The sequence below is a fragment of the Pseudomonas sp. TUM22785 genome (genome assembly GCF_028198105.1).
Taxonomy (GTDB): domain Bacteria; phylum Pseudomonadota; class Gammaproteobacteria; order Pseudomonadales; family Pseudomonadaceae; genus Metapseudomonas; species Metapseudomonas solani.
In genome coordinates this window covers 3065274-3077861 of record NZ_CP116239.1, presented here as the reverse complement: position 1 = coordinate 3077861, position 12588 = coordinate 3065274, and the positions used below count along the sequence as shown (strand labels likewise).

Annotated in this window: 12 protein-coding genes; 6 read left to right on the top strand and 6 right to left on the bottom strand. The window is 66.3% G+C overall.

The genetic code is table 11. From position 1 onward, the window contains the following. Positions 1-300 precede the first annotated feature (300 nt). The 4 genes from PI990_RS14325 to PI990_RS14310 are packed head-to-tail and all read right to left on the bottom strand — an operon-like array spanning position 301 to position 4936. The gene (locus PI990_RS14325; protein ID WP_271661040.1) at positions 301-1554 is read right to left on the bottom strand and encodes an efflux RND transporter periplasmic adaptor subunit; all 1254 of its coding nucleotides are present in this window, start codon (positions 1552-1554) and stop codon (positions 301-303) included. Beyond that, positions 1544-3031 carry a TolC family protein gene (locus PI990_RS14320; RefSeq protein ID WP_043244721.1) on the bottom strand — a complete coding sequence of 496 codons (1488 nt, stop codon included), beginning with the start codon at positions 3029-3031 and terminating at the stop codon, positions 1544-1546. The genes PI990_RS14325 and PI990_RS14320 overlap by 11 nt, the downstream gene beginning before the upstream one ends. Then, positions 3024-4235, bottom strand: a complete 1212-nt coding sequence (locus PI990_RS14315) for an ABC transporter permease (protein ID WP_271661039.1) — start codon at positions 4233-4235, stop codon at positions 3024-3026. Before PI990_RS14315 ends, PI990_RS14320 begins: the two co-directional genes overlap by 8 nt. Next, entirely contained in the window at positions 4232-4936 is a 705-nt protein-coding gene (locus PI990_RS14310) for an ABC transporter ATP-binding protein (RefSeq protein WP_031288220.1), read from the bottom strand. The genes PI990_RS14315 and PI990_RS14310 overlap by 4 nt, the downstream gene beginning before the upstream one ends. Before the next feature lie 425 nt (positions 4937-5361). Between PI990_RS14310 and PI990_RS14305 the strand changes: the two genes are divergently transcribed. The 6 genes from PI990_RS14305 (at position 5362) to PI990_RS14280 (ending at position 10385) form a co-directional block, all read left to right on the top strand. Further along, positions 5362-7212, top strand: a complete 1851-nt coding sequence (locus PI990_RS14305) for a PAAR domain-containing protein (protein ID WP_271661038.1) — start codon at positions 5362-5364, stop codon at positions 7210-7212. Continuing rightward, positions 7209-7844 carry a DUF2931 family protein gene (locus PI990_RS14300; RefSeq protein ID WP_271661037.1) on the top strand — a complete coding sequence of 212 codons (636 nt, stop codon included), beginning with the start codon at positions 7209-7211 and terminating at the stop codon, positions 7842-7844. The genes PI990_RS14305 and PI990_RS14300 overlap by 4 nt, the downstream gene beginning before the upstream one ends. 90 nt (positions 7845-7934) lie before the next feature. Continuing rightward, positions 7935-8567, top strand: a complete 633-nt coding sequence (locus PI990_RS14295; RefSeq protein WP_271661036.1) for a DUF2931 family protein — start codon at positions 7935-7937, stop codon at positions 8565-8567. Positions 8568-8786: 219 nt separating this feature from the next. Further along, a complete protein-coding gene (locus PI990_RS14290; RefSeq protein ID WP_333945558.1) occupies positions 8787-9293 on the top strand; it encodes a DUF2931 family protein in 507 nt (168 codons plus the stop codon). 76 nt (positions 9294-9369) lie between these two features. After that, positions 9370-9837: a hypothetical protein gene (locus PI990_RS14285; protein WP_271661035.1), complete on the top strand. Its 468-nt coding sequence runs from the start codon at positions 9370-9372 to the stop codon at positions 9835-9837. 38 nt (positions 9838-9875) lie between these two features. Beyond that, positions 9876-10385, top strand: coding sequence for a demethoxyubiquinone hydroxylase family protein (locus PI990_RS14280; RefSeq protein ID WP_271661034.1), 510 nt, complete (start codon positions 9876-9878; stop codon positions 10383-10385). A gap of 132 nt (positions 10386-10517) precedes the next feature. Here PI990_RS14280 and PI990_RS14275 read toward each other — a convergent pair whose 3' ends face one another. Both PI990_RS14275 and PI990_RS14270 read right to left on the bottom strand, forming a co-directional pair. After that, positions 10518-10847 (bottom strand): hypothetical protein, encoded by a 330-nt coding sequence (locus PI990_RS14275; RefSeq protein ID WP_173174168.1) that lies wholly within the window; start codon positions 10845-10847, stop codon positions 10518-10520. Positions 10848-11235: 388 nt separating this feature from the next. Then, positions 11236-12459 (bottom strand): hypothetical protein, encoded by a 1224-nt coding sequence (locus PI990_RS14270; RefSeq protein WP_271661033.1) that lies wholly within the window; start codon positions 12457-12459, stop codon positions 11236-11238. Positions 12460-12588: the final 129 nt, after the last annotated feature.

Here is a 12588-nt window from a genome sequence, read left to right as displayed (position 1 = left end):
CCGTTGCATCTCGCCGGTTGAATTGAGCGACGAAGCCGAACGCATCGGAGCCCCAATGAGCACAGCAACGTTGGGCCTCGCTGCGCTCGGCGCCAACCTACGGGGATTGCATGAGGGTTAGGCGTGGGCCGGGTAAGCACGCCTTGTAGGTTGGGCTGAGGCACGAAGCCCAACACATCCGCGCCTCAATGGGCTCCACGGCGTTGGGCCTCGCTACGCTCGGCGCCAACCTACGGGAATTTGCATGAGGGTTCGGCGTAGGCCGGGTGAAACCCGGCGGGGATGACGAAACGCGGAGGCTCAGCCGGAGACGCCGACGAAGCCGGGCTCCAGGCCGAAGACTTCGACACCGGCGGGGGTGGAGCGGCCGGTGCGCACTTCCACTTCGCGCTCGGGTTGTTCGAGGGTGGGGCGGTAATCCAGCAGCCAGCGCCCTTCTGCGTTGCGCAGGGCCTCAGGCGGCACCACCATGGCCGCTTCGTTGCGGTAGGCAAGGATCGACAGCCGTGCGCTCATGCCCAGGCGCACCCGGCGCATCTGTTCTTCGCTGAGGTCGGGGATGGCGACCATCACCTCGAACTGTGCGCCACCCTGGGTGCTCGGCAGCGCCTGGCCGCCGACCACGCTCACCTGCCCATGCAACGCCTCACCCTCGAAGCCATCGCCCTGCACGTCCACCGCCATGCCTTCGCGCAGCTGGTTGACGTCCAGCTCGGAGACCCGCGCGACGATCTTCAGTTGCTCGATGCTGGCCAACCCGAACAGCGGCGCGCCTTGGGTCACCTGGGAGCCGGCCTGCACCGGGCCGCGTGCGGCGTCCTCCAGGCTCAGGCCGGGGGCCGCGACAACGATGCCGGAGAACGGCGCCTTGATGTCCTTGGCCTCCAACAGCTTGCGCAGGGCCTGGTGCTTGACCTCGGCATTGGCCAGCTCCATTTCGGCGATCTGCAGGTATTCGCCACTGCCGCGCGCCTGGGAACGGGCCAGGTCGCGCTCGGCGGCGCTGAGGTCCAAACGCTGCAGGCGCTCCTGCTGTTCCAGGTCTTCCAGCTCGTTGCGCGGGATGATGCCGCGGTCGAACAGCGCGCGGGTCTGGCCGAGCTTCTTCTCGGTGCTGGCCAGGGCCAGCTGGGCGCTGCGCAGGGTCCGGCGGGCGCGGGACATCTCCTCGCCGCTGTCCCAGTCCTTCAGCTCCTGCACCGCGCGCCGCGCCTTGAGCAGGGCCGATAGCGCATCGCGCTGCTGCACCTCGGTTTCGGCGACATCCATGCGCAGCAGCAACTGCCCGGCCTTGACCCGTTGCCCCGCCTCCACCAGGGACTCGGCCACGATGCCGGCAAAGGGCGCGCCCAGGGCCAGGGTCTTCTCCGGCTCGATGCGCCCCACCAGGCCGATGCTGTGTTCCAGCGGTGCCGGGTCCACGCGCTGCCAGCGCAGGGCGGCCGGTGCCGCGCCCGGCGCATCACGCAGGCCCCAGGTGATGCCGGCAATGGCCAGCACGGCGACGGCGAGCAGCAGGCCACGGCGGGCCAGCGGGGAGCGGTCAGTAGTCATTGAGCGAGATGTCCCATCTGTCGAGCGTCATGCCCAGGGCCAGGTCCAGTTGCGTCTGCGCGTCGAGGTAGGCGATCAGCGCATTGAGGCGGGCGTTCTCGGCACTGCGCAGGTCGCTCTCGAAGCTGAGCACCTGGAAGTTGCTGGAGCGTCCGGCGTTGAGCTTGTCGCGCTCGATATCCAGCTTGCGCCGCGACAGGTCCAGGGCGCGGCTGGCGATCTCCAGCTGGCGCCAGCGGGTGCCGACATCGCGCACCACATCGGTGACGTTGCGTTCCAGGGCCTGGCGAGCATCGGCCACCTGCAGCTCCTGGTCCTCGACATTGACCCGCGCCTGCACCTCGCCCTGGCGCCGCGTCAGGTCGCCGATGGGGATGTCCACGCGCACCCCGGCGTAGCTGTCCCAGGAGCGGTTGCTGCCGCTGCTGTACGGGTAGTCGTAGCGGTCCTGGGTCTGGCTGCCCCCCACCTCCAGGGAAACGTCCCAGAGCCGTTGGTTCTTCGCCACCACCAGGTTGATGTCCGCCTGCTGGCGGGTGATCAGCTGGCGCAGGTAATCCGGCTGCTGCTGCTCGGCCAGCTTCACCGCCTGCTCGCGGTTCACTTCGATGCGCTCGGCCTCCAGGGCATCGCTGGCGCGCACCTGCGAGGACAGGTCCAGGGCCAGCAGGCGCAGCAGTTCCAGGCGCGCGGAATCCAGCTGGTTGGCGGCCTCCTCCACGCTCAGCTCCTGGGTGGCGAGGTCGGCTTCGGTCTGCACGATCTCGAACTCGGCCATGCGCCCAGCCTCGATCATCGAGCGGTTGACCGTAACCAATTGCTGAGTGCGCTCCAGGGCGGCGCGGGCGATGCGCTGCTGCTCCTGGGCGCGCAGCAGGTTGCGGTAGGCACTGATGATGGCGGTGACCGTCTGCGAGACGCTGGATTTGAGGTTGAGCCGGTTGGCCTGTTCCGACAGCTGGGCCAGGCGCACCGGTGCGGTGTTCACCTCGCGCCCGGCGCCACGCAGCAGCGGCTGGATGATGCTCAGGTCGACGCCATCGTTACGCGTGCGCCCGGCCCGGTCGGCATCGTTGTAGCCCTTGCTCCAGCCCAGGGCGAACTGGGTGCCGTACTCGTTGAGAACGGTCGCGGTGGGGCCGATGCGGCCGTCGCGGTAGCGGTCCTCGTGGTTGCGGTTGGCCCGGTAGCTGCCGGTGATATAGAGCTTGGGGTTGAACACGTCTTCAGAGACGCGCAGGTCGAACTTCTCGGCGATGCGCCGCAGGTAGCTGCTCTGGATGCTGCGGTTGTTGCGCAGGCCGAGGAATACCGCATCCAGCAATGACAGGTCGGCCATCTGCTCGCTGAGCAGCGGGCCGTTACCCTGGCGCTCCATGGTCGGCGCCGAGGGGTCCAGGCGCTCCTCGCCCCAGGGTTTGGCCTGGGCCGGCAGGATGACCATCAGCAGGGCGAAGGGCAGCAGGCGGCTACGCATCACGCAGGGCCTCCACCGGCTGCAGGCGCGCGGCCGAAATGGCCGGGTGCAGGCCGAAGAACAGCCCCACCAGCAGCGTGCTGCCAATGCCCAGCGGCAATGCCGAGGACGCCAGGGCGAAGTCCCAGCCACACAGGCGTGCGTAGCCCCAGGCGGCAGCCACGCCGAGCAAGGCGCCGGAAACGGCACCGGCGGCGGTGAGCGTCACCGCCTCCAGCAGGAACAGGTTGCGGATGTCGCGCCGCCGCGCACCCAGGGCCATGCGCACACCGATCTCGCGGCGCCGCTCGCTGACGTTCATCAGCATCACGTTCATCACCCCCACCCCGCCGCCCACCAGGGAGATGCCGCCCAGGGCCGCCAGCAGGTAGGTGAAGGTGCGGGTCTGCTGCTGCATGGCGTCGATCATCTGCTGGGCCACCTGCAAGGTGCCCTTCTGCTCGCCGGCGATCTCGCGGTTGACCCGTTGCAGCAGGCGCTCACCGATGGTGGCCACGTCCTTGCCCGGCACCACCCGGGCGATCAGCGTGCTGATGCTCGGCGCCGGATTGATGCGCGCCATGCCCGCCGGCGGCAGGAACAGCGCGTCGTCGGCGGTAAAGGGAATGATGCCGCCAGCGCCCTGGGGCTTGAGGATGCCGATCACCTGGAACTGGTAATCATCGATGCGCACACGGTCGCCCAGCTGCAGCGGGTCGCCCGGAACCCCCAGCGCCAGGGCTGCCTGGGCACCGACCACAACGAAAGTCTGGCGGGCGTCGAAAGCCGACAAGTAGCGTCCCTGGGCCACCCGCAAGCGCGCCGCATCGCCCAGGGATGCATCGGCGCCCACCAGGGCCAGGCTGCGGGTGCGGCCGTGGAACACCACCTGGCCGCTGTAGAGCACCAGCGGGCTGACATGCTCGATGCCGGGCACGCTCGCCTCGAGGGTCGGGCCGTCCAGCACCAATGGCAGGCCGTCGCTCCCCCGCGCCACGGAAGGCAGCTGCACCACCACCGCCTCGGTGCCCATCTCGCGGAACACGCTCATGGCCTGGTCGGCGGCGTTCTGGCCGATGTTCAACAGGGCGATCACCGAGCAGCTGCCCATGACGATGCCCAGCAGCGCCAGCAACGAGCGCCGCCCGAGGTTGCGCAGGCTGCCGAGCGCCTCGTGCAGCAACTGCGTCAGCGAGGGGGCCGGGGCCGACTCCAGCAGCGTCATGCCGGGACCGCCTCGTCCACCACCCTGCCCTCGCGCACGCGGATGCGCCGTTCCAGGCGGGCGGCGATGCCGGGGTCGTGGGTGACGATCACCAGGGTCACGCCATTGGCGCGGTTGAGCTCCAGCAGCAGCTGCATGATGTCTTCGGCGGTGGCGGCGTCGAGGTTGCCGGTGGGCTCGTCGGCGAGGATCAGCGCCGGCTCGCCCACCAGGGCACGGGCGATGGCCACGCGCTGGCGCTGGCCGCCGGAAAGGTCCGCCGGCAGGTGCCCGGCCCGCGCCGCCAGGCCGACCCGTTCGAGCATGGCATGGGCCCGCTCGCGGGACTCGCGCAGGGCCACGCCGCGGTAGCTCAGGGGCAAGGCGACGTTGTCCAGCGCGCTGAGCCGGGGCAGCAGGTTGAAGCTCTGGAAGACGAAGCCGATCAGGCGGTTGCGCAGCGCCGCCAGGTCATCCGGGCTGGCCGTGAACACATCGTGGCCACCCAGGTGGTAGAAGCCGCTGCTGGGCAGGTCGAGCAGGCCGAGAATATTCAGCAGCGTGCTCTTGCCCGAGCCGGAACTGCCGAGAATGGCGCAGCTCTCGCCCCGGGCGATCTCCAGGGAGACCCCACTGAGGATGCGCAGCTCCTGCTCGGCGAGCCGATAGCGCTTTTCGATATCCCGCAGGCGGATGAGCCGCTCGTTATTGTTGTTCAACATGTCCATGTTTCCGCTGACCTGCATCCTTTAGCGGACCGATACAGGGGTTCCGTTCCCATCCCGTGGAAAAGGCAGGCCACTCGGGATGCCAGAGCCCTGGCTCAGATAATTAACACCCGCCAGTAAGGCCAGGAACCCACAGCAGGTATAGCCAATCTTTAGTTTGGCGAAGGGTCTCAATCGCCCCACCCCGCGTGACAGCCAACCCTTCAGCGCATTGCGTGCCTTCCAGGCCCGGCCGGATGCGTCGAGCCTTTACGGACAGAACACGCCCCACCTTCAGCCCTTTCCGATTTCCTTTCCCTTGCCACATCCCGAGCCTTGAGGCCTCGCGCCCTGTCCCGATTGCGGGCTGCTGGCGCGGTTCACGGCAGGGCGTTCCAGGCGCGCGGGCTCCGCTCAACGACAGGGGATAGGAAATCGACATGGCAACCGGCTATTTCATTCGCCGAGGCGACAAGACCAGTTGTGGGGGTGTGGTGATCGAGGCGGACAACCTCGTCAACATGTTCGGAATTGCCCACGCCCGCATGGGGGACCGCGTCACCTGCGGCAAGCACCCGGGCATCTACACGATCATGGGAGGGGTCTCTTTCATCCAAAGCAGCGGTCGCCTGGTGGCGGGCAGCCTGGACAGCATCAGCAGTTGCCCCTGCCGTGCCACCTTCATCCCTACGCTGTACGACGCGGTCTACCGCAAAGAGACCACCGCCAGCCCGACCGCAACACGCGCCGCCCCCGCTCTGGCCGCAGCCCCGCTTGCCGCCGTGCGCCCTGCTGGCCCTCCCCCCGGAAAAAACCAACTGGCGGAAAAGACAGCCGAGAAAGAACGGAAGGACATCGGCATCACACTGCGCCTGGGCCTGTTCTTCGATGGCACCGGTAACAACCAGGCCAACTCGGCGCTCACCGAACAGTGCCGGCGCGAAGATCGCCAGCAGTTCGACGAAGGAGCATTGAGCGCCCTCATCAGCCATTGCGCCCGCTACGGTTACCGCGACCCCGACGAGGGTGGCCTCTTCCGCCAAGTGCCTGACGACAGCTACGGCAATGCGCCGAGCAATGTGGCGTATCTCTATGCGCTGTATCCGGACAACACCGCCACACCCATTTCTGCAGACGCCGCCACAGGCTTCGCGCGCCTTTATTTTGAAGGCATTGGCACCACCAGCGGCGGATCGGACTCCGTACTGCCGGCCCAGGTGAGTGGGCGAGGCGAGACCGGCATCCTGCATCGGGTTGCACAGAGCCCAGGGCTGATTGCCGATCAGCTGGATCGTTTTGATAAAACCAACCCTGGCATCCAGATCCGGGGGCTGGAGTTAGATCTATTCGGTTTCAGTCGCGGCGCGGCGGCGGCTCGGCACTTCGCCAACGAAGTGCTCAAGCCCGGTGGCGGCCTGCTGGCCGAGGTGCTCCAGGCCGGCCGGTTCGGCCTGGCCAGCAGCTTCGACTGGCAGCGCGATACCCGCCTCAACTTCATCGGCCTGTTCGATACCGTGGCGGCGACGGTCGACCCGCTGCGGGGCGACTGGAGCCCGGCCAACGTCGCCAACCCCGGCATCAACCTCTACTTGCCTCCCGGCTGCGCGCGCAAGGTGGTCCAGCTGGTGGCAGGTTCCGAGCGGCGCTGGAACTTCGCGCTCAACAGCGTGGCCCCGCATCACCAGGAAATCAGCCTGCCAGGCGTCCATTCGGATATCGGGGGTGGCTATCCGCCGCTGATGGAAGAACGCCTGCTGGCCTCCCAACCGCGCCTGGCAACAGAACGCCCCGGCCAACCGCTGGACGCCACCCCGGCGTGGCTGGAGGCGCAGCACGAAGTCAGCCGCCTCCGGTCCCTCGGCCTGCCCGGCGATGGCGAAATCCGGATCAACGCCTGGCCGGTCCAGGGCACCCACCCCGATCAGGAGCGAACCGGCCTGCAGGCCCTGGTCGGTGTCGTGCTACAGCGAAAGGTGCGTGGCGAATTATCGCGGGTGGCCTTGCGCGCCATGCGTGAGCTGGGGGTGAAGCATGGGGTGCCGTTCAAATCCCTGCCCTCATCACCGGAGTTCGCCATTCCGGATGACCTTGCCCCTATTGCCGAGAAAATCCTCGCCTATGTACAAGGTGCCCCGTCCCGGCTGAGCCCCGACGACCAGCGCCACCTGTGGGCACGCTATATCCACCTGTCAGCCCACTGGACACCGAGCAAGGGGCTGCTGATCAGCAAACCCGCACCCAACCAGCGGCTGGTCTTCAACAACAAACCGCAAGCGGGGTACCCGCAATGAAGCGCCTGTTGCTGGCCCTCGTCATCCTCGCCCTGGCAGGTTGCGCGGCAGGCTCCGGCCGGCCGAGGCTGCCCTATGACTACTGGTACGTCGGTCTTGCCGCGCCACGATTCATGGAGGTCTGGGTGGAAAGCGTGGATGTCATCGATCGCCGAGGACTGGCGTACTTCCATATCCACGGTGGAGTCGTCAGCTACACCGGTAGCCCGGTTGGCTGGCACAACGGCGGCGGTGCCATGAAACAGGCATCCAATGTCGACTTGCCCGAAACCCTGTTCGTGCGCTGGCAGTCTCTGGTGGAGCCGCAGACCTACAAGCTGCGCATCGATATCCCGCAGTGGGTGCGCGACGAGATGCTCAAGCCACAACGGGCTTACTGCTCGGGACGAAAGCAATGGCGAGATAACCAGTATCGCTTCGACATCTCCATCGGCATGGCCCCCGGTGGCATCGCCAAGGCCTGGGTGGGTGGGCCATGCCTGTCGAATATCGAGATCGGGCGCTACCAGGCCAAGGTCGAACCACTGGGGCCGTCCCAAGGCGAAACCAATGGACAGTACGCTTGGCCCGCGCTCGAGCCTGAATCGGCGGCCTATATCAAGCAACACGGCATCCCTTATGAATCCTGGTAATCGTCACGCCTGGGCAGGGGGCCGGCTGGCAGACCGGCTCCCCGACACCCGCTTCATCCTCGACAACAAACCGCAAGCGGGGTACCCGCAATGAAGCGCCTGTTGCTAGCCCTTTTTATCCTCTCCCTGGCCGGTTGCGCGGCAGGCTCCGGCCAGCCGAGGCTGCCCTATGACTACTGGTACGTCGGTCTTGCCGCGCCACGATTCATGGAGGTCTGGGTGGAAAGCGTGGATGTCATCGATCGCCGAGGACTGGCGTACTTCCATATCCACGGTGGAGTCGTCAGCTACACCGGCAACCCGGTTGGCTGGCACAACGGCGGTGGCGCCATGAAGCAGGCATCCAATGTCGACTTGCCCGAAACGCTGTTCGTGCGCTGGCAGTCCCTGGTGGAACCCCAGACCTACAAGCTGCGCATCGATATCCCGCAATGGGTACGCGATGAGATGGTCAAGCCGCAGCGGGCTTTCTGCCGAGCCGATGGCGAATGGGTCGATAACCTCTATCGATACGACATCTCCATCGGCATGGCCCCCGGTGGCATCGCCAAGGCCTGGGTGGGTGGGCCCTGCCTGTCGAATATCGAGATCGGGCGCTACCAGGCCACGGTCGATACGAGGGGCCCCTACGAGGGCCACTCCAATGGGCGCTACTACCGCCCACCCACTGGGGCCGCGCAGGCCTATATCGAGCAGCACGGCATCCCTTATGAATCCTGGTAATCGCCACGCCTGGGCAGGGGGCCGGCTGGCAGACCGGCTCCCCGACGCCCGCTTCATCCTCGACAACAAACCGCAAGCGGGGTACCCGCAATAAAGCGCCCCCTTCTCGCCTTTCTGATCTTTGTCCTATCTGGATGTGCCGGTGCATATGGCCCTCCAGACATCCCATACAAACGCTGGCGTGTAGGTATAGGTGCACCCCGCTTCATGGAGGTCTGGGTGGAAAGCGTGGATGTCATCGATCGCCGTGGTTACGCGTACTTCGATATCCACGGCGGTGTAGTGGCCTACAACGACAAGACGCCCGGCTGGTACGACGGTGGTGGGAAGATGATGCCGGTCAGCAATGTCGACTTGCCCGAAACCCTGTTCGTGCGCTGGCAGTCCCTGGTGGAGCCCCAGACCTACAAGCTGCGCATCGATATCCCGCAATGGGTACGCGACGAGATGCTCAAACCACAACGGGCTTTCTGCCGAGCCGATGGCCAATGGGTCGATAACCTCTATCGATACGACATCTCCATCGGCATGGCTCCCGGTGGCATCGCCAAGGCATGGGTGGGTGGGCCATGCCTGTCGAATATCGAGATCGGGCGCTACCAGGCCAAGGTCGAACCACTGGGGCCGTCCCAAGGCGAAACCAATGGGCAGTACGCCTGGCCCGCGCTTGAGCCTGAATCGGCGGCCTATATCGAACAACACGGCATCCCTTATGAATCCTGGTAATCGTTAGCGATCCATTTCTCCGGCGCCTGGCCGCCGTATATATTCACGCCCGGCAACACCCATTCAAGGATGAACCATGCGCCCTCTCCTGCTGCTCTGCTACCTGCTGCTCACCGCTTGCCAAAGCAAACAGATCCCCGCCAACCAGACCTGGCCGGTTCCGCCAGAGCGGTTGTTCGCCTATCAGGAAACACCGGCCGAGCCGAGCCAGTACCTGATCGTCAACCGCGACGATGCCTGGTGGGGGCGCAAATGCCTGGCCAGCGTCTACATCAATGGCAAGCTCGCCGTGCAGCTGGAGACGGCAGAGTCGGCCGCTTTCCAGCTTCCCTACGGCCAGTGGGACCTGGCTGTTGACGCCGGCGACTGCGGCCGCGCGCAGCTCATGGTGCCGCTGTCCGACCAGGCTGCAAGCCGCTACCGAATCGCCTTCGACGTCGAGGCCAATGTGCAGCTGCTGCCCACCGAGGCGGGCAACAGCATCCTGTGCAACTACGGTGGCTGTGGTGCGCCCAGGGGACACCGGCTGCGAACGCTGTTCTGAACCGACCTCATCTCACCTCCCACCTCTCGGAGCCCCCCGTGTTGAATACCGGTAGCCGCTTCCTAAAGGTCAACCACGCCGGCGAAATGGGTGCGGTATGCATCTACAGCGGGCAGATCTTCATGGCGCGCCTGACGGCGCCGTCCCTGGTCATCCGGTTGCAGGAGTTCCGCGAACACGAGCGCGGCCACCGTGAAGTGTTTCGCGCCGAACTGGCACAGCGAGGCGTCCCACGCTGCCGCAGCTACTGGCTCTGCGCAGGGGGTGGATGGCTGCTCGGGCTGATCACCGGGCTGCTGGGCCAGCGCGCCATCGCAACGACGACAGCGGCTGTGGAGCATGTGGTGCTGCGGCATCTCGACGAACAGCTGGCGACCCTGGCCGATCAGGACCCCGCTGCCAGCGCCTGTATCGGCTCGATCCTCGTGGAAGAGCAACAGCATCACGATGAGTGGGAAGGCCTCGCCGGCGGTCATTGGGCCTATTCGCTGGCGCCACTGGTGCGGCTGAGTACCGAAGCGGTCATCCAGCTCGGCCTGCGTCTCTGATCGATGCACCGCTGCGTCGGGCCTCGCAGGTTCGGCGCCAACCTACGGGTATGCCACGCCGGCGACGTAGCCCGGGCTTCAGCCCGGGGCAGGCTCGGCAACGCACCGCTGGTGCGTTGCCTGGCAGCCCCCTCAACCGATGCGCAGCACCGCCACCACCTCCTGGCTGACCCAACGCCGCAGCATGCGGTTCTCCGGGTGGAAGCAGTAGACGCTGAGCAGGTCGTGCAGGCCGGATTCGCTCACCACCGCTTCTTCCTCGAACCAGCCGTTGGCGGTGCGTAGGCGCACGCGGCGGTGCTGGTCGTCGCAGAGGCGGAACAGGGTCCGGCGGTTGATATCGGTGTTGAGCAGGCGGCGCAGGTCGCGGGTGGAAAACCAGGCTTCGTGGCCCATCAGGAAAGCGCGCAGTTGACGCTGGTGACGCAGGAAGATGCGAGGGGTGATCTCGGGAAGGTTCATGGCAGTACTCCATCCATCCTGTGATAGAGCCGCCACCCACTGCATGAAGGGTGGCGGACCGTGCGAGGTGGAAGTACCGGGAAACGACCCAAAACCGGCTGGGCGCGAGCCCACTCACACGGTCCGCCATAGACTGCCGACGCCAGGCGTCGCTATGGCATGGGTCATTGTTTCTGATGCCGGGCTTCCACACCCGACTGCTTTCTGTGGAAAGCAGCGGCGGAACCCTATCCAAGCCCCTTGTAGGCCCGCAACGGCGTTGCCTTGTAGGCGTTTTCCATAAGGAGAAGCCCTTGTAGCAGCGGTGCCCCATCGAGCCCAGCAGCGTTGGGCCTCGCGAGCTCGGCGCCAACCTACCGGTAGCCCGGGCTTCAGCCCGGGAAGCCAGCTAGCCCAGCTCGTCCAGCAGCTCGGCACGGCTGGGTTCGGGGAAGCCCAGGGTGCGGTAGCGCGGCGGGTAGAAGCCGGGGGCTTCTTCGAGCAGATCACCCAGCAGCGCCATGGCCTGCTCCCAGGAAACGGCGCGGGTCTCGGCGTCGCTGCAGTCTTCGTTGGGGCGCACCAGCACCAGGCGGTCGACGCGGGGCAGCAGGCTGTCCACGCCCTCGGTCCAGCTGGCGATGGAGAAGAGCATGTCGGGGTCTTCCTGGACGGCATACAGCTGGTAGGTGGCGACGAAGATGTCGGTGCTGTTCTCTTCGTGGATCAGGTCCAGCGCGTGCTTCTGGGTGTCGTACTCGGCCTTGGTGGCGAGACGGCGCATACGCTCCAGGCGGGCTTGCAGCAGCGGGTTGTGCACGGTGTAGGGAGCCACCTTGCCGTCCTGGTAGCAGTACAGCCCGGAGGAGATCGCGCGGCCCTCGGTCGCGGCCTCCAGGCTCAGCTCGACCATCGCCGCGAGGCCGTGGCCGTCACGGTCGCCGGTCACCAGCAGGGTCTCGCGGCTGGGCACCATGAACAGCGGCCGGCCCTTGAGCGGCAGGCGCTCGAGCACGTCGGGCAGGAGGATGCGGCTGATGTCGTAGCTGTCGTTCCAGTTGCCCCGGAACAGCCCCGGCACCACCTCGACGAAGCTGTCGCCGGTGCTGTCGCGCAGGTTGGTCAGGGCGATGGCCATCCCCTCTTCGAGGGTGATGCCCCAGCTCTTGTCGGGGCCCTGCACCAGGGTGGCGGTGGACTCGGGGTGGTCGATGGCCAGCAGCACCACGGCGTCGTCGCCCATGGGCAGGTAGACCGGATCGAATTCGAGGTCGTTGCCCTCGGTGCGCAGGTGGTGCAGGCGCAGGTCCTCGATCATTCCGCGGCTGCGCACCACCGGCAGCAGCAGCGGCCGCGCCTCGTCCAGCGGCAGCGCCAGGCTGCGCTGGTTCTCGCACAGCGCCGTGATGTAGCTCTGCAACGCCTGCCGGCGCTTGGCACCGCGCTGCCCGCAATATTCACGGTAGGCGTTGTGCAGGTTGAAGAAGGCGCTGTCGCCATACACCAGGCGGAATTCCCGGGGGCGATAGGTCATTTCGCCCTTGAAGCCGGCCTTGCGCGCAGCGGACTCGAAGAGCACGGCGAAGTCATCCGGGGAGGGCTTGCGGTTGAAGAGGAAATCCAGAAATCCCATGGCGATACCAAACGATGAAAACGCGTCGCCGCACTTTAGAGGAGCCAATGCCGCCGCACCAGCACGCCGGTGCACGTCGAGCCCGCAAGATAATCCCTGAACCTTTGCCCGCCGTCCGGCACCCAATTC